The 20,897-nt window shown below is 69.8% G+C and carries 20 protein-coding genes; 11 read left to right on the forward strand and 9 right to left on the reverse strand.

What is annotated here, in order from left to right:
• Positions 1-109: 109 nt before the first annotated feature.
• Positions 110-1,756 (forward strand): thiamine pyrophosphate-binding protein, encoded by a 1,647-nt coding sequence (locus ABU113_RS04700; RefSeq protein WP_454558327.1) that lies wholly within the window; start codon positions 110-112, stop codon positions 1,754-1,756.
• An 11-nt stretch (positions 1,757-1,767) separates the two neighbouring features.
• Positions 1,768-3,267 carry an L-piperidine-6-carboxylate dehydrogenase gene (gene amaB / locus ABU113_RS04705; protein ID WP_454558328.1) on the forward strand — a complete coding sequence of 500 codons (1,500 nt, stop codon included), beginning with the start codon at positions 1,768-1,770 and terminating at the stop codon, positions 3,265-3,267.
• 60 nt (positions 3,268-3,327) lie between these two features.
• On the opposite strand, the gene ABU113_RS04710 is transcribed toward amaB, so the two are convergent.
• Positions 3,328-4,149 carry a class I SAM-dependent methyltransferase gene (locus tag ABU113_RS04710; protein WP_454558329.1) on the reverse strand — a complete coding sequence of 274 codons (822 nt, stop codon included), beginning with the start codon at positions 4,147-4,149 and terminating at the stop codon, positions 3,328-3,330.
• Between the two features lie 91 nt (positions 4,150-4,240).
• Here ABU113_RS04710 and ABU113_RS04715 point away from each other — a divergent pair, with 91 nt between their 5' ends.
• On the forward strand, positions 4,241-4,429 hold the full coding sequence (locus ABU113_RS04715; protein WP_454558330.1) for a hypothetical protein: 189 nt from the start codon (positions 4,241-4,243) through the stop codon (positions 4,427-4,429).
• On the opposite strand, the gene ABU113_RS04720 is transcribed toward ABU113_RS04715, so the two are convergent.
• The 5 genes from ABU113_RS04720 to ABU113_RS04740 form a co-directional block, all read right to left on the reverse strand.
• Positions 4,416-5,237, reverse strand: a complete 822-nt coding sequence (locus tag ABU113_RS04720; RefSeq protein ID WP_454558331.1) for a precorrin-2 dehydrogenase/sirohydrochlorin ferrochelatase family protein — start codon at positions 5,235-5,237, stop codon at positions 4,416-4,418. The two genes, ABU113_RS04715 and ABU113_RS04720, sit on opposite strands and share 14 nt — an antisense overlap.
• 258 nt (positions 5,238-5,495) lie before the next feature.
• Entirely contained in the window at positions 5,496-7,106 is a 1,611-nt protein-coding gene (locus ABU113_RS04725) for an ATP-binding protein (RefSeq protein WP_454558402.1), read from the reverse strand.
• Between the two features lie 174 nt (positions 7,107-7,280).
• The gene (locus tag ABU113_RS04730; RefSeq protein WP_454558332.1) at positions 7,281-8,279 is read right to left on the reverse strand and encodes an NAD-dependent epimerase/dehydratase family protein; all 999 of its coding nucleotides are present in this window, start codon (positions 8,277-8,279) and stop codon (positions 7,281-7,283) included.
• A 158-nt stretch (positions 8,280-8,437) separates the two neighbouring features.
• Positions 8,438-9,193 (reverse strand): TIGR02186 family protein, encoded by a 756-nt coding sequence (locus ABU113_RS04735; RefSeq protein ID WP_454558333.1) that lies wholly within the window; start codon positions 9,191-9,193, stop codon positions 8,438-8,440.
• Positions 9,190-10,113 (reverse strand): sulfite exporter TauE/SafE family protein, encoded by a 924-nt coding sequence (locus tag ABU113_RS04740; RefSeq protein ID WP_454558334.1) that lies wholly within the window; start codon positions 10,111-10,113, stop codon positions 9,190-9,192. The genes ABU113_RS04735 and ABU113_RS04740 overlap by 4 nt, the downstream gene beginning before the upstream one ends.
• A gap of 132 nt (positions 10,114-10,245) precedes the next feature.
• Between ABU113_RS04740 and ABU113_RS04745 the strand changes: the two genes are divergently transcribed.
• Complete coding sequence (locus ABU113_RS04745) at positions 10,246-11,115, forward strand: MerR family transcriptional regulator (protein ID WP_454558335.1); 870 nt, start codon at positions 10,246-10,248, stop codon at positions 11,113-11,115.
• Positions 11,081-12,154, forward strand: a complete 1,074-nt coding sequence (locus ABU113_RS04750) for a ferritin-like domain-containing protein (protein WP_454558336.1) — start codon at positions 11,081-11,083, stop codon at positions 12,152-12,154. Before ABU113_RS04745 ends, ABU113_RS04750 begins: the two co-directional genes overlap by 35 nt.
• A 91-nt stretch (positions 12,155-12,245) precedes the next feature.
• Here ABU113_RS04750 and ABU113_RS04755 read toward each other — a convergent pair whose 3' ends face one another.
• A complete protein-coding gene (locus ABU113_RS04755) occupies positions 12,246-12,719 on the reverse strand; it encodes an Lrp/AsnC family transcriptional regulator (RefSeq protein ID WP_454558337.1) in 474 nt (157 codons plus the stop codon).
• Positions 12,720-12,821: 102 nt separating this feature from the next.
• Between ABU113_RS04755 and ABU113_RS04760 the strand changes: the two genes are divergently transcribed.
• Genes ABU113_RS04760 through ABU113_RS04775 form a run of 4 tightly spaced genes read left to right on the forward strand, consistent with a single transcriptional unit; the run spans position 12,822 to position 17,809 of the window.
• Complete coding sequence (locus tag ABU113_RS04760) at positions 12,822-14,063, forward strand: hydrolase (protein WP_454558338.1); 1,242 nt, start codon at positions 12,822-12,824, stop codon at positions 14,061-14,063.
• Positions 14,060-15,067 (forward strand): arginine N-succinyltransferase, encoded by a 1,008-nt coding sequence (locus tag ABU113_RS04765; RefSeq protein ID WP_454558339.1) that lies wholly within the window; start codon positions 14,060-14,062, stop codon positions 15,065-15,067. Before ABU113_RS04760 ends, ABU113_RS04765 begins: the two co-directional genes overlap by 4 nt.
• Positions 15,054-16,490 carry a succinylglutamate-semialdehyde dehydrogenase gene (gene astD / locus ABU113_RS04770; protein WP_454558340.1) on the forward strand — a complete coding sequence of 479 codons (1,437 nt, stop codon included), beginning with the start codon at positions 15,054-15,056 and terminating at the stop codon, positions 16,488-16,490. The genes ABU113_RS04765 and astD overlap by 14 nt, the downstream gene beginning before the upstream one ends.
• Positions 16,487-17,809 (forward strand): N-succinylarginine dihydrolase, encoded by a 1,323-nt coding sequence (locus tag ABU113_RS04775; protein WP_454558341.1) that lies wholly within the window; start codon positions 16,487-16,489, stop codon positions 17,807-17,809. Before astD ends, ABU113_RS04775 begins: the two co-directional genes overlap by 4 nt.
• A 45-nt stretch (positions 17,810-17,854) precedes the next feature.
• Here ABU113_RS04775 and ABU113_RS04780 read toward each other — a convergent pair whose 3' ends face one another.
• Positions 17,855-18,562 carry a DUF4197 domain-containing protein gene (locus ABU113_RS04780; RefSeq protein ID WP_454558342.1) on the reverse strand — a complete coding sequence of 236 codons (708 nt, stop codon included), beginning with the start codon at positions 18,560-18,562 and terminating at the stop codon, positions 17,855-17,857.
• Between the two features lie 89 nt (positions 18,563-18,651).
• Positions 18,652-19,485 carry a universal stress protein gene (locus ABU113_RS04785; protein WP_454558343.1) on the reverse strand — a complete coding sequence of 278 codons (834 nt, stop codon included), beginning with the start codon at positions 19,483-19,485 and terminating at the stop codon, positions 18,652-18,654.
• A 224-nt stretch (positions 19,486-19,709) separates the two neighbouring features.
• Here ABU113_RS04785 and cobA point away from each other — a divergent pair, with 224 nt between their 5' ends.
• Complete coding sequence (gene cobA, locus ABU113_RS04790; protein WP_454558344.1) at positions 19,710-20,597, forward strand: uroporphyrinogen-III C-methyltransferase; 888 nt, start codon at positions 19,710-19,712, stop codon at positions 20,595-20,597.
• 17 nt (positions 20,598-20,614) lie between these two features.
• The gene (locus ABU113_RS04795; protein ID WP_454558345.1) at positions 20,615-20,896 is read left to right on the forward strand and encodes a DUF2849 domain-containing protein; all 282 of its coding nucleotides are present in this window, start codon (positions 20,615-20,617) and stop codon (positions 20,894-20,896) included.
• Position 20,897 lies beyond the last annotated feature (1 nt).

Below are 20,897 nucleotides of genomic sequence, written 5' to 3' on the forward strand. Positions count from 1 at the left end.
CGCCGTCTGGCAGACTGACGCGAAGGCCGGCCATTGTGCCGGCCTTTGTCGTTGACGGGGGGCAAGGCGTCGGTTGACTCCGGCCGGTTGGCATCGCACCACAGCGTGCATGACCGAGACCCGCACCGCCGCCCAGATCCTTGTCGATTGCCTTGTCGCACAGGGCACCAGCCATGCCTTCTGCGTGCCGGGCGAGAGCTATCTCGCGGTGCTCGACGCGCTGTACGACGCCCGCAACAGCATCCAGCTCGTCACCGGCCGCCACGAGGCGGGTGTCGCCAATATGGCGGAAGCACATGGCAAACTGACCGGCCGGCCCGGTGTTGCGTTCGTCACCCGCGGACCCGGCGCCACCCATGCTGCCATCGGCGTGCATACCGCCAAACAGGACTCGACGCCGCTGATCCTGTTCATCGGCCAGATCGATCGCGCCACCCGCGACCGCGAGGCGTTCCAGGAAGTCGACTATCGGGCGATGTTCGGCACCGTCGCCAAGTGGGTCGCCGAGATCGACGATGCCTCCCGCATGGCCGAATATGTCACGCGGGCCTTCGCCGTGGCGATGAACGGCCGGCCGGGTCCGGTGGTGCTGGCGCTGCCGGAGGACATGCTGGTGGAAGCGGTGCCCGCGCGGGTGCCGCCGCGGGTCGAGCCGGTGCGTGCGGCGGCGGTGCCCGCCGACATCGCGCGCATCGAGGCGCTGCTGGCCCGCGCCCGGCGCCCGCTGGTGGTGCTGGGCGGTTCGGGCTGGAGCGCGGCCGGGCTGGCGGCGGTGCAGGCTTTCGCCGAGGCCAACCGGCTGCCGGTGGCCACCGGGTTCCGCCGCAAGGCGCTGATCGACAACCGCCACCCCTGCTACGTCGGTGAACTGGGGCTGGGCCCCAATCCCAAACTCGCCGCCCGGACCCGCGAGGCCGATCTGCTGATCGTGCTGGGCTCGCGCCTCTCCGAGGTGGTGACCAGCGGCTACACGCTGGTGGAGGCACCGCTGCCGCGCCAGACGCTGGTGCATGTCCACCCCGACAGCGGCGAGATCGGCCGCGTCTATCAGGCCGAGGTCGGCATCGCCGCCAGCCTCGACTGCGTGGCGGCCGCACTCGCCGCCGTGCGCGTCGACTCCGCCGCCTGGGCCGCCGACACGGCCACGGCCCGCGCCGACTACGAAGCCTGGGTGGCGCCGGTGGCGGTGGGCGAGGGCGTCAACCTTGCCGCCGTGATGGCGCATCTGGCCGAGGTGCTGCCCGAGGACGCCATCCTCACCAACGGCGCCGGCAATTTCGCCGCCTGGCTGCATCGCTTCTACGAGCACCGCAGGCCCGGCACCCAGCTGGCGCCCACCAATGGCGCCATGGGCTACGGCCTGCCGGCGGCGGTGGCGGCCAAGCTGGTGGACCCGGCGCGCACCGTCGTGTGCATCGCCGGCGACGGCGACTTCCAGATGTCGTTCCAGGAGCTGAGCACGGCAGCGCAATATGGTGCGGCGATCATCGTGCTGGTGGCCAACAACGGCGTCTATGGCACCATCCGCATGCACCAGGACCGCGAGTATCCCGGGCGCGTTTCCGGCACCACCATGATGAACCCTGATTTCGCCGCTCTGGCCCGGGCTTATGGCGGGCATGGCGCGCGGGTCGAGCGCACCGAGGATTTCCCGGCAGCCTTCGCGCAGGCGCGCGCCGCCGGCACGCTGGCGGTGCTCGATCTGGCGGTCAGCCCCAAGTTCATTTCACCCACCAAGACCCTTTCCGATCTCTGAAGGACCGACCGATGGCCGACGTTTCCGCTCTCCTGACCGCCCTTGGCGTGTCGCCCGCCGCTTATGCCGACGGCGACATCACTGCCCACTCGCCGGTCGACGGCTCGGTGACCGGTCGGGTCGCGATCGACAGCCTGGACGAGGTTGACGCCAAGATCGCCCGCAGCGTCGAGGCGTTCACCGCCTGGTCGACGGTGCCGGCGCCGGTGCGCGGCGAACTGGTGCGCCGGTTCGGCAACATGCTGCGCGACAACAAGGAGGCGCTGGGCCAGCTGGTGACCATCGAGACCGGCAAGCCGATCTCCGAGGGTCTGGGCGAGGTGCAGGAGATGATCGACATCTGCGACTTCGCGGTCGGTCTGTCGCGCCAGCTCTACGGCCTGACCATCGCTTCCGAGCGCCCGAGCCATCACCTGCGCGAGATGTGGCACCCGCTGGGGCCGGTCGCCATCATTTCGGCGTTCAACTTCCCGGTCGCGGTGTGGTGCTGGAACGCCGCGCTGGCGCTGGTGTGCGGCAACAGCCTGCTGTGGAAGCCGTCGGAAAAGACGCCGCTGACCGCGCTGGCGGTGCAGGCGCTGTTCGAGCAGACGGCCGCGGCCTTCGACGAGGCGCCGGCCAACCTGTCGCAGGTCATCCAGGGCCGCGCCGATGTCGGCGCACGGCTGACCGCCGATGGCCGGGTGCCGCTGGTCTCGGCCACCGGCAGCGTGCGCATGGGCCGCGCCGTCGCCCAGGCCGTCGCCGCCCGGTTGGGCCGCAGCCTGCTGGAGCTGGGGGGGAACGCCGCCACCATCGTCTGCCCGACCGCCGACCTCGATCTGGCGTTGCGCGCCATCACCTTCGGTGCCGCCGGCACCACCGGCCAGCGCTGCACCACCATGCGGCGGCTGATCGTCCATGACTCGGTCTATGACGCGCTGGTGCCGCGCCTGGTGGCGGCCTACCAGAGTCTGTCGATCGGCGATCCGCTGGACCCGAAGAACCTCATCGGCCCGCTGGTCGACGGCCAGGCGGTCGACGCCATGATGAGCGCGCTCGACCATGCGCGCGCCCAGGGCGGCACCGTGCTCACCGGCGGCCGCAGCATTCCGCGCGTGCCCGGCGGCCACTATGTCGAGCCGGCGCTGGTGGCGATGCCGGGCCAGACCGACATCGTCCGCGAGGAGACCTTCGCGCCGATCCTCTACATTCTCAAGTACAGCGATTTCGCCGAGGCGATCCGCCTGCAGCGCGACGTGCCGCAGGGTCTGTCGTCGTCGATCATCACCAACGACATGCGCGAGGCGGAATATTTCACCTCGGCGCTGGGCAGCGACTGCGGCATCGCCAACGTCAACATGGGCACCTCGGGCGCCGAGATTGGCGGAGCCTTCGGCGGCGAGAAGGAGACCGGCGGCGGCCGCGAGTCCGGCTCGGATGCCTGGAAGAGCTACATGCGGCGCCAGACCCAGACCATCAATTACGGCCGGACGCTGCCACTGGCCCAGGGCGTCAAGTTCGACCTGTAAGGGGGCGGCCGGGGCGTCCCCTGTTCAGGCGACGCTCCGGCCAGCGACCAAGACAGCCCTTCAGGGCTTCACGAACTTCAGCGTCATGCGGTCGGATTCACCGATGGCGGCATAACGCGCCCGATCCTTGTCGCCTTCGGCGAAGCCGGGGGGCAGGGTCCAAACGCCCTTGGCGTAGTCCTTGGTATCCTTCGGGTTGGCGTTGATCTCCGACCGGGCGGCCAGCTTGAACCCGGCGGCCTCCGCCATGCGGATCACCGCCGATTCCTTGACATAGCCCTTGCTGCCCTTGGGGTCGTCGACGCCGCTCTCCGGCCAGCGATGCTCGACCACGCCCAGCACGCCGCCGGGTTTCAGCGCGGCGAAGAACTGCTTGAAGGCGGCGTCGGCCTGGCCGCCGCCCATCCAGTTATGGACGTTGCGGAAGGTCAGCACCATGTCGGCGCTGCCCGGCGCCACGGTGAGAGTCTTGCCGGGGACGAAGGTCGCCACCTCGGCCTTGCCGTAGACATCGGGCTGACCGGCCAGCTTGGTCAGGAAGGCGCCCAGCGTGCGGCGTCCATAGGTGCCGGCGTTGGGGTCGGCGTGGGCCAGCACCAGCTTGCCCTGGTCCTTGAGCCGCGGGGCGAGAATCTCGGTGTACCAGCCGCCGCCCGGCGCGATCTCCACCACGGTCATGTCCGGCTTGAGGCCGAAGAAGGCCAGTGTTTCCTTGGGATGCCGGAAGGCGTCGCGCCCCTTGTTCTCGGGCGACCGATGGTTACTGGCCAGCACCGAGTCGATGGCGGGGGTGGTCACGGCGGCAGTGTCGGCCGCCAGCGCGGGAGCGGCAAAAAAAGTGGTGGCGACTGCCGCCGCCACCGTCAGTGTACGGGCTAACATGGATGATTCCCCTCGGTTGATCCCTTGTGTAACAGGGTAGCCCAATGGCGACCGAGGGCAAGGGATGGACTGGCAGTCGACCGCATGGGCAATGGCATTCGTCGCAGCGGTGACGATAGCCGCCAACATCGCCGGCCGGCGACCGCGGCGGCTGGGACGGGTGGCGCTGATTCCGGCCGATGTCGTGCAACTGGTCGGGCTGATCCTGTTCCTGGTGCTGGCCGGGCACCTGTTCAACGAGCTGACCGGTCGTACCGTGCCGGCCCCTACGCCGTTCTGACCGTCAGCCGCAGCACCATGCCACCGGCCGCCAGTACCTCCGCCACCGTGATTTCCACCCCGGCTTCGGTCAGCCGCCGGCGCGCGGCGTCGCGCCGGGCGAGGTCGAGAATGGCCGCCGGCGCGTCCGCTTCATGCAGCAGCAGGTCGGCGCGCTGCAGCAGGCGCAGCTGGCGCAGGGTCACCCGGTCCGCCTGATCGCTGGCCAGTTCCAGCGTCTGGAGTTCGCCGGCGAAGGGCCGGTCGGCGCCGTCGAGCGCGCGCGCAATGGCGCTCTCGGGGTCCGGCTGGTCGCGCAGCGGGTCGAGCGCCCCGCCCGGCGCCAGCAGCCGGTCCCAGAAGGCGCGCCGCAGCACGGGCGTCGCCAGCCGCTCGGCGACCTTCGGTCGCCACTGGCTGATCGCCTCGGCGAGCGGACCCAGCGTCGCCGGCAGCCAGCTCTCCAGCCGCTCGCGCAGCGCCTTGGCCAGCGAGGCCGAGGCACCGCCGGTCGCGATCGCGATGGTCACGGTGCCGCGGTCGATCAGTGCCGGCACCTGGAAGTCGCACAACGCCGGCTGGTCGGTGACGTTGACCAGCAGGCCGGCCGCGCGCAGGTGCATGGCCCAAAGCTCGGCGAGCGCCACGTCCTCCAGCGCGACGAAGGCCAGCCGGGCGTCGGTGAGGGTGTCGAGCCGGTCACCGGCCAGGCGCTGGACATCGGCGCCGGCGGCTTCCAGCAGGCGTATCCGCGCCGCCGCCGGTTCGCCGTCGCCCACCACCAGCACGGGCTTGCCGCGAACGTCGAAACTGAGGGGAAGAACACGCATGGAGCGGCGCCGCGTTGCCGGAGGGAGCCCCAATGTAGCCGATTTTGCCGGGAAGCCATCCGCCAATTGGCGGCTTAACCATCTTCTCCGACGCCTCTCCTGCCGGGTTAGAGGAATTTAACTCTTGACATATAGGAAAAAAACAATCACAAGGGTGGCAATGCCGGCGTGCCGGCAGCGCTCTTTCTCATTGTCGGTTATCAGGGCCGGGCCGGTTATCAGGGCCGGGCACCGCCCGGCGGGCTTTGGGGGGGCGGCCTACTTGCTCTGGGTGCGCCAGCGCCGGATGGTGCGCTGGATCAGCTCGCCCTCGCCGCCACTGCTGGCCCACAGGTCGGAGAACACCGGGTCTTCCGAGGCAGGGCGCTTTTCCGGTTCAAGATCGTCGAGCCGGGCACGGATGGGGATCGCCACGCCTTCGCCGCAGATGATGCATTCGCGGTTGCGCAGGCTGGGGATGGCGTCGAGGAAGCCGCGCGCGCCTTCCGGCATGGCGTTGCGGACATAGGCCTGGTCGCGGTCGTTGTTCAGGCGCATGGAAATGATGGTGCCGCACTGGGAGAGCACCGATTCCGACAGGTCCGACGGCCGCTGCGACACCAGCCCGAGCGACACGCCGTACTTGCGGCCTTCCTTGGCGATGCGTTCCAGCACCTTGCGGGCGGCCCCGAAGGTGTCGAGCCGCTCGGCCGGCACATAGCGATGGGCTTCCTCGCACACCAGCAGGATCGGCCGCTGCGGCTCGAAACGCGACCAGATGGCGAAATCGAACACCAGGCGCGACAGCACCGCCACCACGACGTTGACGATGTCCGACGGCACGCCGGAGAGGTCGATGATCGAGATCGGCTTGCCGTTGCCCGGCATCCGGAAGATGCGGGAGAGGAAATCGGCGAAATTGTCCTGCACCAGCAGGCCGGAGAACATGAAGCTGTAGCGCGGGTCGCCCTTCAGCTCCTCCAGCTTCGCCTTCAGCCGCAGATAGGGGATCACCTTCTCCGGCTTGTCGAGCTTGCCCATGTTGGTCTGGATGGCGTTCAGCAGGTCTGACAGCAGATAGGGCAGCGGGCTGTCCACGGTCACCTTGCCGAGGTCGGCGGCGATGCGCGACTTGGAGCGTGCCTGCGCCAGGCACTTCTGCAGGATGTCGATGTCGGCTTCCTTCTCCGGCGTGCGGGCGCCAACCAGCACCTCCACATGCTCGTCGAAGTTCATCAGCCAGTAGGGCAGTTCGAGGTTGTTGACGTCATAGACCGCGCCGACCTGGGAGAACGCCTTGGCATATTCGCCATGCGGATCGAGCATCAGGATATGGCCGTTGGGCGCCTGCTCGATGATCCGGTGCAGCAGCAGTGCTGTGGTGGTGGATTTACCGGTACCGGTGGAGCCCAGCAGCGCGAAATGCTTGCCCAGCAGCGGATCGATGAACAGCGAGGCCCGCACGGTGTCGGTCGGGTAGACGGCACCGATCTCGATGTGCGGCCGGCCCTTGGCGGAGAAGATCTGCTCGACATCGGCCAGTGTCACCGGGCTCAGGGTGCTGCCGGGGATGGGGTAGCGGGTGATGCCGCGCTTGAACTCGCCGAGGCTGCCGGGCGTCGCGCCCGGTTTGCCTTCGCCGACGAAATCGAGGTCGGCGATGATCCGCGCGGAATCGGCGGCGTCGAGTCGCACCGCCCGCACCGTCGAGACCACCCACAGGCCGTCGACCATGGTTTTGACCTGCGAGCCGACCTGGCCGGCCATGCGGGTGGCGAGGTCGTCATGCCCCGCTACCGTGTCGATGGCGGCGCGCGCCAGCGTGCAGACGGCGCGGCCGCCGCTGACTTCGGTGATCTGGCCAAGCACGGCCGGCGCGGCATTGGTCATCGGGCCGAACTCTTCCGACAGGCGATGCAACCGCTCCGCGGCATCGAGATGGGCAAGATCGGTCGCGGTCAAGGTGCACCCCTCACAGTGATTTGCAATCCTTGAGCGGTATCACCCGGCCCTTAATGGTCGGTGAATTGTTACGACGCCGGCGCGCCGGACCGCCGTTATGTGTCAGGACAGGGGGTCGCTGCCGAGCAGGTCGTGCCGCGACAGCCAGTCGACGGTCTCCGCCAGGCAGGTGTCGAGATCGGGGGTGTCGTAGCCCAGTTCGGCCCGGGCCTTGGCGTCGTCGAAGTCCAGCTGCTGGCTGCCCAGCCACAGTGCGTCGCGGGTCAGGGCCGGCTCGCGGCCGCGAAACCGGGCGCGCCATTCATCGAGCGCGGTCGCCAGCCGCAGCCGCCAGCCGGGCATGGGCCCGCCAGGCACCGGTACGTCCAGCAGCGCCGCCAGTTTCTCCAGCATCTCCGCCTGGCTGGCGCGCGGTCCGCCCAGCAGGTAATTCTCGCCATTGCCGCCGCGTTCGGCGGCGGCGATCATGGCCCGGGCGACACTGGGGGCATGGGCGTAGCGCTGGATGCCCGGCAACACCGCCGGCAGCCGGTCGCTCAGCAGCTGCTGGCACAGGGTCAGCCATTGCCCGCGATCATACGGGCCGAGCAGCACGCCGGGGTTGACGATGATGCCCTCGACGCCGCGATTGCACAGGGTGCGCAGCATGTTCTCGGCCGCGACCTTGGCGGCGACGCCGCCGACCCAGAAGTCGGTGGAATATTGCGGGCTGGTCTCGGTGGCGACACGGCCGCGCCCGGGCATGAAAACATGGGCGCACGAGGCGTGGACCAGGCAGGAGGCGCCCATGTTCTGGGCGATGTAGTGGATGTTGCGCATCGACTTGACGTTGAAGCGCCGCTGCACGCCATTGCGCGGACGCCAGAGCGCGCGGTCGGCGGCGCAGTGGAACACCACGTCGGCACTGGCGGGCATGACGTTCATGATGCTGCGCCGGTCGAGCAGGTTGGCCGGCGCCAGTTCCGCGCCCAGGCTCGCCAGCGCGCTGGTCTCGGCACTATGCCGGTGCACCGCGATCACCCGCCAGCCCTGCGCTTTCAGCTCGCCCACCAGGTTATGGCCGAGAAAGCCGGTCGCGCCAAACACCAACGCTGTTGCCATGATGCCCCCTGCGTCCTTCCGGAGCGCCCCCTCGGCCCGCGCTCCCGGTCCGCGCGCCGCGCGGCCGGTGACTCGGGCCCTTGCGCATTGATCGCCAAATCAGCACCTGCCCGCAACCGTTTTGCGTGCGGAATCATGCCTAACGGCACCTGGCGACACTATTTGCGCATGATCGCGCCGGCGACCCAGCCTGCCGCCAGGGCGATCGCCACCGCCAGCAGGCCGTAGGAGACGCTGTTTTCCTGGGCGAAGGTATAGACGGCCCGCTCGAAGCCGCTCTTGCCAACGGTCAGCGGCACCGAGGTCTGGGCGATCACCCGGCCTTTCTCGACCAGGAAGACATAGACGCGATACTCGCCCACCGGCACGTCACCGGGCAGCCGGGCGCGGGCGCGGAACAGCACGCCCTCCACCACCCGGACGCCGCCGATGGTCTCGGTGAAGAGGCCGCCGCGCCGGCGCAGGTCGATCAGGCCGGCCTGGAACGTGCGCAGCTCCTCGGCGCTGCGTTCGGTTTCGGCCGGCGAGAAATGCAGGTTGTCGATGCCGAACTCGTAGATGGCGGCCATCCTCGGATCGACGAGGTCGCCGATCGGCCGTGTCGTCGAGACACTGTAGTAGCCGGGCACGGTCTGGAACCGCACCGAGCGGGTGTTGAGCCACACGCCGGCGACGCGCTCCTTCTGGCGCACCACCACCGGCTGGGCGGGGCTGCGCACGACCACCACCAGGTCGAGCTTCCGGTCGGGCCGCATGGTGGTACGGTCGATGGCGCCGAACATCAGCAGATCGGCGCCGGCGAAGGTGTACTCGATGTCGATGCGGCTCTGCGACAGATCGGTGATCAGCCGCGGCCCCGCCGCCGCGCCGCCCAGCATGACCAGCAGCAACAGGCCGGCGAACGCGCGAATCACAGCGCGGTCTCCAGCACCACGGAAAAAATCTCGCTGGGGCGGATCATCAGCTCCACCGCCAGTCGCGCCGACACCAGAAACACGATGAGGCCCAGCGCCGCCCGCAGGTGCTCGCCACCCAGCCGCTGCGCCACGCGGGCGCCGAACTGCGCGCCAACCACGCCGCCCACCAAGAGCAGGATGGCGAGGATGATGTCGACGCTCCGGGTATTGACCGCGTGCAGCACCGTCACCGCCGCGGTGACGAAGATGATCTGGAACAGCGAGGTGCCCACCACCACCGCCGTCGACATGCCGAGCAGGTAGATCATCGCCGGCACCAGCAGGAAGCCGCCGCCGACTCCCATGATCGCGGTCATCATGCCCACCGCCGCCCCCAGTGCCAGCGGCGCCAGCGGGCTGATGTAGAGCCCCGAGCGCGGAAAGCGCATCCGGAACGGCAGCCGGTGCAGCAACCCGTGATGATGTCGCCGTGATGGCGGACGGGCGACGCCGCTGCGCGCGCGCAGGATGGCGCGGGTCGACTCCACCAGCATCAGTCCGCCGACGACACCGAGGAACAGCACGTAGGACACCGAAATGATGAAATCGATCTGGCCGACCGCCTTCAGCGCCTTGAACACGAACGAGCCCAGGGTCGAGCCGATGACGCCGCCGACGATGAGCACCACCCCCATTTTCGGATCGACGCCGCCGCGTCGCCAGTGGGCGCGCACCCCCGACAGCGAGGCGCCGGTGATCTGGGTGGCGGCCGATGCCACCGCCACCGAAGGCGGGATGCCGTAGAAGATCAGCAGCGGCGTGGTCAGGAAACCACCGCCGACACCGAACATGCCGGACAGAAAGCCGACCAGACCGCCCAGGCCAGCGATGACCAGCGCGTTCACCGACATTTCGGCGATGGGCAGGTAAAGGTCCATGGGAAGGCCGTGATGACTGAGCGCGGGCGTATCTTTAACCGGCAAATCATGGCGGTCGAGGGGCAGTGTCGAAATAATTGTGGCCGCCCCGCGGCCTGCGGTGCCGCTAGTGGTTGACGCTCCCATGCAGATATGAAACGCAGCCGGCGGGGGCTGCGCTTTATGCGTATCAATGCTCCGCAAAATATGTTAAGTGATACTCAGAAAACGAGGCAGGCCATGCGCATGCGGGAGCTTGAACAACGAACCGGTGTGGGGCGGGAGACCATCCGCTTCTATATCCGCGAGGGCTTGCTGCCCGAGCCGGAGCGCGCCAGCCGCAACTCGGCGCGCTACTCGGAGGATCATGTGGTGCGCGTGAAGGCGATCAAGCGCCTGCAGGAAGAACGTTTCCTGCCGCTGTCGGTCATCAAGGCGCTGCTGAACGCCAACGAGACCGGCGGCGTCGATTACACCGCCTTCCCGAATCTCGACACACTGCTGCTGACCCGGCTCGACGCGCAGGCCGCCGACAGCCGGCGCACCCTCGCCGAGTTGAGCGAGCAGACGGGCCAGAGCGAGCACGAGATCCGCGAAATGGACCGCATCGGCCTCATCAGCATCGCCCCTGACGGCACGGTCGATGGCCGCGACGCCGCCATCGCCGCCCGCTGGAGCGAGCTGCGGTCGGTCGGCTTCACCCGCGAGCGCGGCTTCATGCCCGACGAAAGCCGCCTCTATGTCGAGTTCGTCGAATGGCTGGCGGCGGAGGAAGTGCGGGTATTCTTCGGACACATGGTGGGCCAGGCGCTGGAAGAGGAGGCGGCGACCGCCGCCGAGCGCGGCATTGGCATCATCAACGACGTGTTGGGCATGATGCGGACGCGGGCCTTGCTGCGTCGCCTCCATGCCGTCCAGCACACAGACCAGGACCGGGCCACGAGGAAAGGCCCGGCACAATCGCATGGGGATGGAGAGGAGACCATAAATGAGTCTGACGGACCGATATTCCTTAAAACCTGAAGGCCTCGAACACCGGGTTGATGAAGCCTACGAGGCGATCTTCAACTGGCAGTACAGCGACTCGCGCACCGATCTGCTGCAGCTCTACGACAAGGGCAAGCGGATGCAGTGGGACGCCCAGACCCGCATCGACTGGAGCGGCGACATCGACGAGGGCAACCCGATGGGGATGCCGGAGGAGCTGTTCGCGCTGAAGGGGATGCCGCTCTACGAGAAGATGTCGGACAAGGAAAAGGGTGTCGTCCGTCGTCATCACCAGTGCTGGACGCTGTCGCAGTTCCTGCACGGCGAGCAGGGTGCCTTGTTCTGCGCCGCCAAGATCGTGCAGTCGGTCCCCGACCTTGAGGCCAAGCTCTACGCCGCCTCGCAGACCATCGACGAGGCCCGCCACGTCGAGGCCTACAAGAAGCTGCTGGAGAAGTTCGAGCTGGCCTACCCGATGACCGGCCCGCTGCAGGAGCTGCTGGACCAGGTGCTGCGCGACAGCCGCTGGGACATGACCTACCTCGGCATGCAGGTGGTGATCGAGGGTCTGGCGCTGGCGGCCTTCGCCGGCATCCGTGACCACGCCACCAACCAGATGGCGGCCTCCGTCAACGCCTATGTGATGCAGGACGAGGCGCGCCACGTCGCCTTCGGCCGGCTGTCGCTGCGCGACTATTATCCGCAGCTCACCCAGAAGGAGCGCGATGAACGCGAGGAGTTCCTCGTCGAGGCCTGCTACCTGATGCGTGACCGCTTCGAATCGCGCGAAGTGTGGGCGCATCTCGACCTGCCGGTCGATGAGTGCGTCGAGCACATGAAGCACAGCGAAGGGCAGAAGATGTTCCGCACCTTCCTGTTCAACCGCATCGTGCCGGTGGTCAAGGACATCGGCCTGTGGGGGCCGCGGGTGGTCAAGGGCTATGAGCAGATGGGCGTGCTGGCGTTCGCCGATGTCAACGTCGACGCGCTGCAGGCGCAGGACGAGGAAATCGCCGCCCAGTTCGACGCCCGCCGCAAACATATCGAGGAAGTCGCCGCCGTCGCCGCCGAATGAGGCGCGCACGGTTCAGGGCTGCGGCCCGGCCTGAACAACGCCCCCGGTCCCCAGGATCGGGGGCGTTCGTCTGTCCGCGCGTCAGTCACGGTCAGCGCGTCAGCGGATAGCCCGAGAAGCGCTTGGTCTCGGCCATGCGCACATGGCTGATGATCTTGGCCACGCCCGAGCCGTCCACCAGCAGCCGGTCGGCGAGCTGGCGCCAGGCGTTGATGTCCGCCACCGCCACCTTGAGCAGGTAATCGAAGCCGCCGCTCACCTGGTCGGCCGCCACCACCTCCGGCAGGGCGGCGATCGCCGCCTCGAAGCGGGTGAAATCCTCCAGCCGGTGGTTGGCCAGCGTCACCTCGGCAAACACCACCAGCAGCGGCCGCACCCGCTCGACGTCAATCGCCGCGTGCGCGCCTTGCACGACGCCGGCCTTCTCCAGCCGCCGCACCCGGGCAAGGCAGGCGCTGGGCGACAGATGCACGGCATCGGCCAGGGCCTGGTTGGTCAGCCGCGCATTGGCCTGCAGCAGGGCCAGGATGCGCAGGTCGATGGCGTCGGGCGCAGAGTCTTTCATGGCCGCCATGATGGCCCGCAGATTCTGCGGCGGCAAGCCCCGCCTTCCGTCACCCCTGCGGCCGCAAGCGTGACATACTGCGCGCCTGGGGAGACGTAGATCATGCTGTCCATCACCCGAGAGGAAGCCCGGCCGCTGGACTGGATCGCCGAGCGTCAGGCCGCGATGACCGAGACGGTAATGGCCTGGAGCGCCATCAATTCGGGCAGTCGCAACCTGGCCGGCCTCGACCGCATGGCCACCGCCCTGGAACAGGCTTTCGGCGCGCTGGGGCCGGTGCGGCTGGTGGCGCCCGAGCCGGTGTCGGCGCCTGATAACGACGGCTGCCTGCAACCGCTGCCGCATGGCCGCATCTTCCACCTGACGGTCCGGCCGGAGGCTCGGCATCGGGTGCTGCTGGCCGGCCACATGGACACCGTGTTCGCCGCCGACCACCCGTTCCAGGCCCCGCGCTGGCGCGAGCCGGGCGTGCTGAACGGCCCCGGCGTCGCCGACATGAAGGGCGGCCTGCTGGTGATGCTGCACGCCCTGCTGGCGCTCGAACAGTCACCGTGGGCCGGCGGCCTTGGCTACGAGGTGGTCATCAACGCCGACGAGGAGGTGTCCTCGCTGGGCTCGGCCGCGCTGCTGGCGGCGGCCGCCCGCCGCGCTGACATCGGCCTGGTCTATGAACCCGCCTTGCCGGATGGCCGGCTGGCCGGCGCCCGCAAGGGCATCGGCACCTACGCGGTGCTGGCGCAGGGCCGGGCCGCGCACGCCGGCCGCAACCCGGAGGCCGGTCGCAACGCGGTGCTGGCGGTGGCCGACCTGTTCGTGCGGCTGGCGCGGTTGCCGCGCGTGCGCGACGGGCTGACGGTCAATGTCGCGTCGCTGGGCGGCGGCGGGCCGACCAACGTGGTGCCGGCCCAGGCGGTGGGCCGCTTCGAGGTCCGTTGCTGGAGCCATGAGGATCGCCATTGGGCGCAGGCACAGGTGGCCGCCATTGTCGCCGAGGTCGCAGGCCATCATGACGTCAGCCTGACCGTGCACGGCGGCTTCAACCGGCCGCCCAAGCCGCTGGATGCGGTGCAGGCGGGGCTGTTCGAGGCCGTGAGGGGCTGCGGCGCCGATCTGGGTCTGGCCGTCGACTGGGCGCCCTCGGGCGGCTGCTGCGACGGCAACAACCTGGCGGCGCAGGGCCTGCCGGTGGTCGACAGTCTGGGTGTACGCGGCGGCGCCATTCACTCGGCGGAGGAATTCTTGATCGTTGACAGCATGACCGAGCGTGCCCGGCTGTCGGCGCTGCTGCTGATGCGGCTGGCCAGCGGCGCCCTCGCCTGGCCGGCCCGGGGGCCACGGCCATGACGACATCTTCCCGACACCGGGTCCGCCCGGCGCGCGCCGACGACGTTGACGCCTTGCTGGCGCTGGCGCGTCAGACCGGCGGCGGTCTCACCAACCTGCCGCCCGATCGCGACGATCTTGCCCGCCGCGTCGCCGCCAGCATGGCCGGCGACGACCTCACCCTGCTGGTGCTGGAGGACGTGCCGGCGGCGCGGGTCATCGGCACCGCCGGGCTGTTCTCGCGGCTCGGGCGGACCTGGCCGTTCTACAGCTACAAGATCAACCGCCTGTCGCAGACCTGCAAGGAACTGGGCAAGACCCTGACCTCCGAGGTGCTGCATCTGGTCAATGACTTCGACGGCTGTTCCGAGGTCGGCGGCCTGTTCGTCGACCCCGCCGCGCGCGCGAGCGGCATCGGCCGGCTGATCGCCCGCAGCCGCTACCTCTACATGGCGGCCCACCGCGACCGCTTCGCCGCCCGGGTGATCGCCGACCTGCGCGGCTACCAGGCCGAGGACGGCAGCTGGCCGTTCTGGGAGGGACTGGGTCGCCACTTCTTCGACATGCCGTTCGAGGAGGCCGACCGCTTCAATGGCCTGCACGGCAACCAGTTCATCGCCGACCTGATGCCGAAATATCCCATCTACGTCCGCCTGCTGCCGCCCGCCGCCCAGGCCGCCCTCGGCCGGCCGCACCGCGACGGCGAACGGGCGCTGGCGCTGCTGGCGGAGGAGGGCTTCCGCCAGGAGGGTTATGTCGACATCTTCGACGCCGGCCCCACCGTGGTCGCCTATGTCGATGATCTCAAGGCCCTGCGCGAACAACGCCGGGCCGTGGTCGCCGAGATCGGCGGCATTCCCGGCGGGCGGGCGCCGGCGCTGGTGGCGGCCGGCGAGAATCAGGAGTTCCGCGCCGCCCGTGGCGGCGTGCTGCCGCTGGCGGGCGACCAGGCGCGGGTGACACCCGAGCTGGCCGCCACCCTTTCCCTCGAACCAGGCATGGAGATGCGTCATGTCGCTTTCTGAGGCGCCGCTGGCCGAGCTGGTCTCGACCGACCCCTGCACCGGCGACGTGCTGTGGCGCGGCCCGATGGCCGGCATCACGGACGTAGGCGCCGCGCTGGAGGCGGCCCGCGCCGCCCAGCCGGCCTGGGCCCTGCTGCCGGACGACGCCCGCGACACCGTCGCCCGCCGCTTCGCCGCGCTGGCCCGGGCGGACAGGGAACCGCTGGCGGCGCTGATCGCCCGCGAGACCGGCAAGCCGCTGTGGGAGGCGCGCACCGAGGTCGACTCGGTGGCGGCCAAGGTGGACATCGCCATCGCCGTGCGCGACGCCCGCGCCGGGTCACGCTCCAGCGAAGCCGCCGGCATCACCAGCGCGCTGGCGCACAAGCCACACGGCGTGCTGGCGGTGCTGGGGCCGTACAATTTCCCGATGCACCTGGCCAACGGCCACATCGTGCCGGCGCTGATCGCCGGCAACGCGGTGGTGTTCAAGCCCAGCGAACTGACGCCCGCCTGCGGCCTGGCGATGGTCGACCTGTGGCGCCGCGCCGGCCTGCCCGACGGGCTCATGGGGGTGGTGACCGGCGGCGCCGAGACCGGCCGGCTGCTCAGCAGCCACCCGGACATCGACGGACTGCTGTTCACTGGCAGCGCGACGACAGGCCGGCTGCTCGCCCGCCAGTTCGCCGAGACGCCGCACAAGATGCTGGCGCTGGAAATGGGCGGCAACGCGCCGCTGGTGGTGTGGGACGTGGCCGACCTCGACGCCGCCGCCCATGTCATCGCCCAGTCGGCCTATCTGTCGGCGGGCCAGCGCTGCACCTGCGCCCGGCGACTGATCCTGCCCGCCGGCGCCGCCGGCAACGCCGTGCTCGAAGCACTGGTGGCGGTGGTCGACCGGTTGATCGTCGGCGCGCCGTTCGACGAGCCGCCACCGTTCATGGGGCCGGTGATCGACGTCCAGGCCGCCAGCCGGCTGTGCGCCGCCGAGGATGCCCTGATGGCGCGCGGCGGCCGCGCCATCCGCCGGCTGGCTCTCCCCGGCCGGCCACTGCCGTTCCTGGCGCCGGCGCTGATCGACGTCACCCATGTCGCCGACCGGCCGGACGAGGAGCATTTCGGCCCGCTGCTGCAGGTGGTCCACGTCACCGACTTCGCCGCCGCGCTGGACGAGGCCAACGCCACGCGCTTCGGCCTGGCCGCCGGCCTGATCAGCGACGACGAGGCGTTGTGGCGGCGCTTCTGGGCCACCAGCCGCGCCGGCGTGGTCAACTGGAACCGGCCGACCACCGGCGCCTCCTCCGCCCTGCCGTTCGGCGGCGTCGGCGACTCCGGCAACCATCGCCCCAGTGCCGCCTATGCCGCCGACTATTGCGCCTGGCCGGTCGCCAGCCTGACCCAGCCCGTCGCGCAGGCCCCCATCACCACCGGATTGCGTCCATGAGCCACGACAACGACACGCGCCGCCACGTCGAGGTCAACTTCGACGGCCTGATCGGCCCGACCCATAATTACGCCGGCCTGAGTCTGGGCAACGTCGCCTCGGCCAGCAATGCCGGCGAAACCAGCCGGCCGCGCCAGGCCGCGCTGCAGGGACTGGCCAAGATGCGGGCGCTGCTGGCGCTCGGGCTGCCGCAGGGCTTCCTGCCGCCGCACGACCGGCCCAATGTCGCGGCCCTGCGCCAGCTCGGCTTCGCCGGCGACGATGGCGCGGTGTGCGCGGCCGCCTTCGCCGCCGACCCGGCGCTGTTCCGGCTGCTGTGCTCGGCCTCGCCGATGTGGACCGCCAACGCCGCCACCGTGTCGCCGGCACCCGACACGGCGGACGGCCGGGTGCATTTCAGCGTCGCCAACCTCGCCACCATGGCCCACCGGGCGACCGAGGCCGAGGAGACCGCCGGTTGGCTGCGTCTGGCTTTCGCTGATCCGCGCTTCTTTCAGGTCCATGACGCGCTGCCGTGGGGCCAGCATCTCGCCGACGAGGGCGCGGCCAACCACATGCGGCTGTGCCCGCACCACGGCGCGCCGGGTGTCGAGGTGTTCGTTTATGGCGAGGATGTTGCTGGCGATCAGCCGGGCGGCCGCTTCCCCGCCCGCCAGCGCCGCCGGGCCAGCGAGGCGGTGGCGCGCCGGCACGGACTGGCGCCGGCACAGGCGCTGTTCGTCGCCCAGTCGGACACCGCGATCCAGGCCGGGGCCTTTCACAACGATGTGGTGGCGGTCGCCAACGAACGGGTGCTGTTCGCCCACGAACAGGCCTTCGCCGACCCCGGCCGGCTGTACACCGACCTGCGCGCGGCACTGCCGGAGGCGGTGATCGTCGAGGTGCCGGCGGCCCGCGTCAGCCTGGCGGACGCCATCGGTTCCTACCTGTTCAACTCCCAGCTCGTCACCCTGCCGGATGGCACGATGGCGCTGGTGCTGCCGCGCGAGTGCGAGCAGAACCCGCGCGTCTGGGCCTATGTGCAGGACCTGCTGGGCGAGGCGACGCCGATCCGGCGCGCCATTGTCATCGATGTGCGGGAGAGCATGCGCAATGGCGGCGGGCCTGCCTGCCTGCGGTTGCGCGTCGCCTTGAGCCCGGCGGCACTGGCCGCCGTCGATCCGCGCTTCCTGCTTGACGAGGCCCGCTGCGACCGGCTGGCCCGCGTCGTCGAGGCGCAATGGCCGGAGACCATCGGGCCGGACGATCTCGCCAACCCCGACCTGTGGCGCCAGGCCCGCGCCGCCCGCCAGGCGCTGCTCGCCGCCGCCGGGTTCTGACGGCGGGGCCCGCCTGTCCCAACGGCCCTGCTTGTTCGGGCGGTCCTACTGGTTGGTCAGCGCCTTGAGCAGGGCCTTGCCGGCCTTCACCGGATCGGCCCGCAACGCTTTCTCCTCCGCCGCCATGGCCTGGAAGATGCCGTCGGTCGCCTTGTCGGTGACGTAGTTGGTAAGGTCAGCGTCGGTCATGCCCAGCGGCAGCGGTACGGACCTGGTCAGCTTGGCGAACTGGCGCGTCGCCCCGGCGTCGCGCAGCGCCTTATCGACCAGCGGCCGCATCTTGCCGCGCAGCGTGTCGCCGGCCGAGTCGCGGAAATACTGGGTGGCGGCCCCGTCACCGCCGGTGAGGATGCCGGCGGCGTCCTGCCAGCTCATGTCGTCGACGGCCTTGCGGAACACCGGCTTGGCGACCGCCGTCGCCCGCTCGGCGGCTGTGTTGAGCGATCGCTTCAGGCCATCGGTCAGCCCGACCTTGTCGGTGTATTTCAGCAGCTTGTCGGCCTTCTTGAGCGGCCCCGGCAGGGCGATGCGCGCCAGCGGGTCGTTCCAGAAGCCGCCCGACTTGCCCAGCCGGTCAAGCGCGGCATCGGACGCGCCGCCGATCAGTTCCTTGACGGCATCGCCGGCGCCACCGAGCGCGGCGGGCGCCACCTCGGCCGCCCGTGCCGCCGGCAGACCGGCGGGCAGGCCCAGCGCGACAACGGCCAGACCAAGCCCCAGCAGGGCGACTCGCCTCCGGTTTCCGTGCGCCATGACAACGTCTCCCCTCATTCACCAGATGGGTGAAGCATAACGCACGGACCGTCGACCGCCAGCAAAACCGGGGCCTGGCCGACGGGTTGTCAGTGCGAGATCAGCAGCGGCAGCCTGGTGTCCAGCAACACGTCGCGGGTGGCGCCGCCCAGCAGCATCTCCCACATCCGCGAGTGACCGTAGGCGCCCATCACCATGACGTCGCAGCCGATGTCCACCGCGAACTGCTGGAGCGCCTGGCCCAGCGCCCGGCCGGCGCTGGGAATGCGATGCACGTTCACCGTGTCGACATGGCGCGCCAGGTGGGCCGCCAGATCCGCGCCCGGCTCGGCACCGTGACCGTCGTCCGACGGCGCGGGGTCCACCAGCACGACGTTGACGTCGGTCGCCTGGGTGATCAGCCCCATGCCGTCATGCACGGCGCGGATCGCCTCGCGGCTGGCGTTCCAGGCAATCGCCACCTTGGCCAGCGGCAGCTTGGCGCCTTCCGGCACAATGAGGATTGGCCGGCCGGCGTGGAACAGTACGGTCTGGACCAGGCGGTCCCAGAAGCGGCCATCGGGGTACGCGGCGCGGGCCGAGACCAGCACCATGTCGGCGTAGCGCGAGTGCACCACCGCGTCCATCGGCAGGATATCGACGTCCACCACCAGTGTGCGCACCTCGCCGGAGACACCGGCCTTGCCCATGGCGGCCTCGATCGCCTCGGCGGCCGCCCTGGCCTTCTTGGTCTGGCGCTCGACCTCGCTCTGGTAGGCCTCGTAGATGACCGTGCCGAGCAGATACTCCTGATACAGGGGCACGCCGCCGCAGACCACGACGTTGAGATAAGCCCCGCGCGCTGCCGCCAGGTCGAGGCCCAGCTTCAGCGCCGGTTCCTCGGCGCCGTTGTCGCCCACCAGCACGACGATGTCCTTCAGCATGCTTCCCTCCTTGTCAGGCTGTCACGCTACCCTAGGGCGTGAAGGCGACAGCCGCGTTGCGTTGAATCAACTTCCCCCGCCGCCCGAGGGCGTCTCAACCGCTTGTCACCACACGATGATTTGCCCCGATACAAGCTGGACTACGCCAGCCCCAAGAAAAGCTCGTTTGCCCATGATGGCATGGTCCGCCAAATGTGCACGCTCAGGAGTGAGGAGTCCATGCCATGACTCAGAAGGCCGGGAAGGGCTGGAGCGATATCGTGACCGGCCACACCGCCCGTTATACAGCGTCCATCGCCGATCTGCTGGCGGTGGACGGCCTGCGCGCGCAGGCCCCCGGCCGGATCATCCTCGTCGGTGCCGGCCCCGGCGACCCCGACCTGCTGACCGTGAAGGCGGTCAGGGCGCTGGCGCTGGCCGACGTCGTGGTCCATGACGGCCTGGTCGATGCCCGCATCCTGGCGATGGCGCCGGCGGGTGCCGAGATGATCTCGGTCGCCAAGGCGCGCTCGCGCCACACCATGGCGCAGACCGACATCAACGCCCTGCTGGTGGCCAAGGCGCGTGCCGGCCATGTGGTGGTGCGCCTGAAGGGCGGCGATCCGTTCGTCTTCGGGCGCGGTGGCGAGGAGGTCGAGGCCGCCCGCGATGCCGGCATCGCCGTCGAGGTGGTGCCCGGCGTCACCGCCGCGCTGGGCTGCGCCGCCGAGAGCCTGCTGCCGCTCACCCACCGCGATCATGCCAGCGCCGTCACCTTCGTTGCCGGCCAGTGCAAGGGGCTCGCCGAACAGGACTGGCGCGGCCTCGCCGGCGAGGGCCGCACGCTGGTGGTGTACATGGGCATCGCCGCCGCCGCCGACATCGCCGCCAAGCTGGTCGCCGACGGCCTGTCGCCGCACACCCCGGCCGCCGTGCTGGAAGGCGGCACCCGCCCCGACGCCCGCACCTTCCGCACCACGCTGGCCGACCTGCCGGCGACGCTGGCGGCCAACGCCGTGCGCAGCCCGGCGCTGCTGGTGGTGGGCGCCGTCGCCCGCCTGGCGGTGGAACGCCCCGGCGTGCTGGCGCCGTTCGTCCCCTCCACGCTCAGCCTGGCGCTGGCCGCTGAATAAACACCGAGACCAGGAACATGTCCCAGATCATCACTGCCAATGACCTGCCGACCGGCGACGTCGTCTACTGGACCGGCGCCGGCTGGACCCGTGACGCCCGCGAGGCGGCACTCGTCACCGACACCGCCGCCGCCGAGGCGCTGGGCAAGGCCGAAGTGAAGGCCCGCCGTGTCATCGACCCCTATCTCATCGACATCGAACTCGTCGACGGCAAGCCGTGGCCGACCCGCTATCGGGAAATCGTCCGCGCCTCCGGCCCGTCGGTGCGCACCGATCTCGGCAAGCAAGCGGAGCTTTGAG

The organism is Parapedomonas caeni (assembly GCF_041060555.1).
Lineage (GTDB): Bacteria > Pseudomonadota > Alphaproteobacteria > Sphingomonadales > Sphingomonadaceae > CAUJIW01.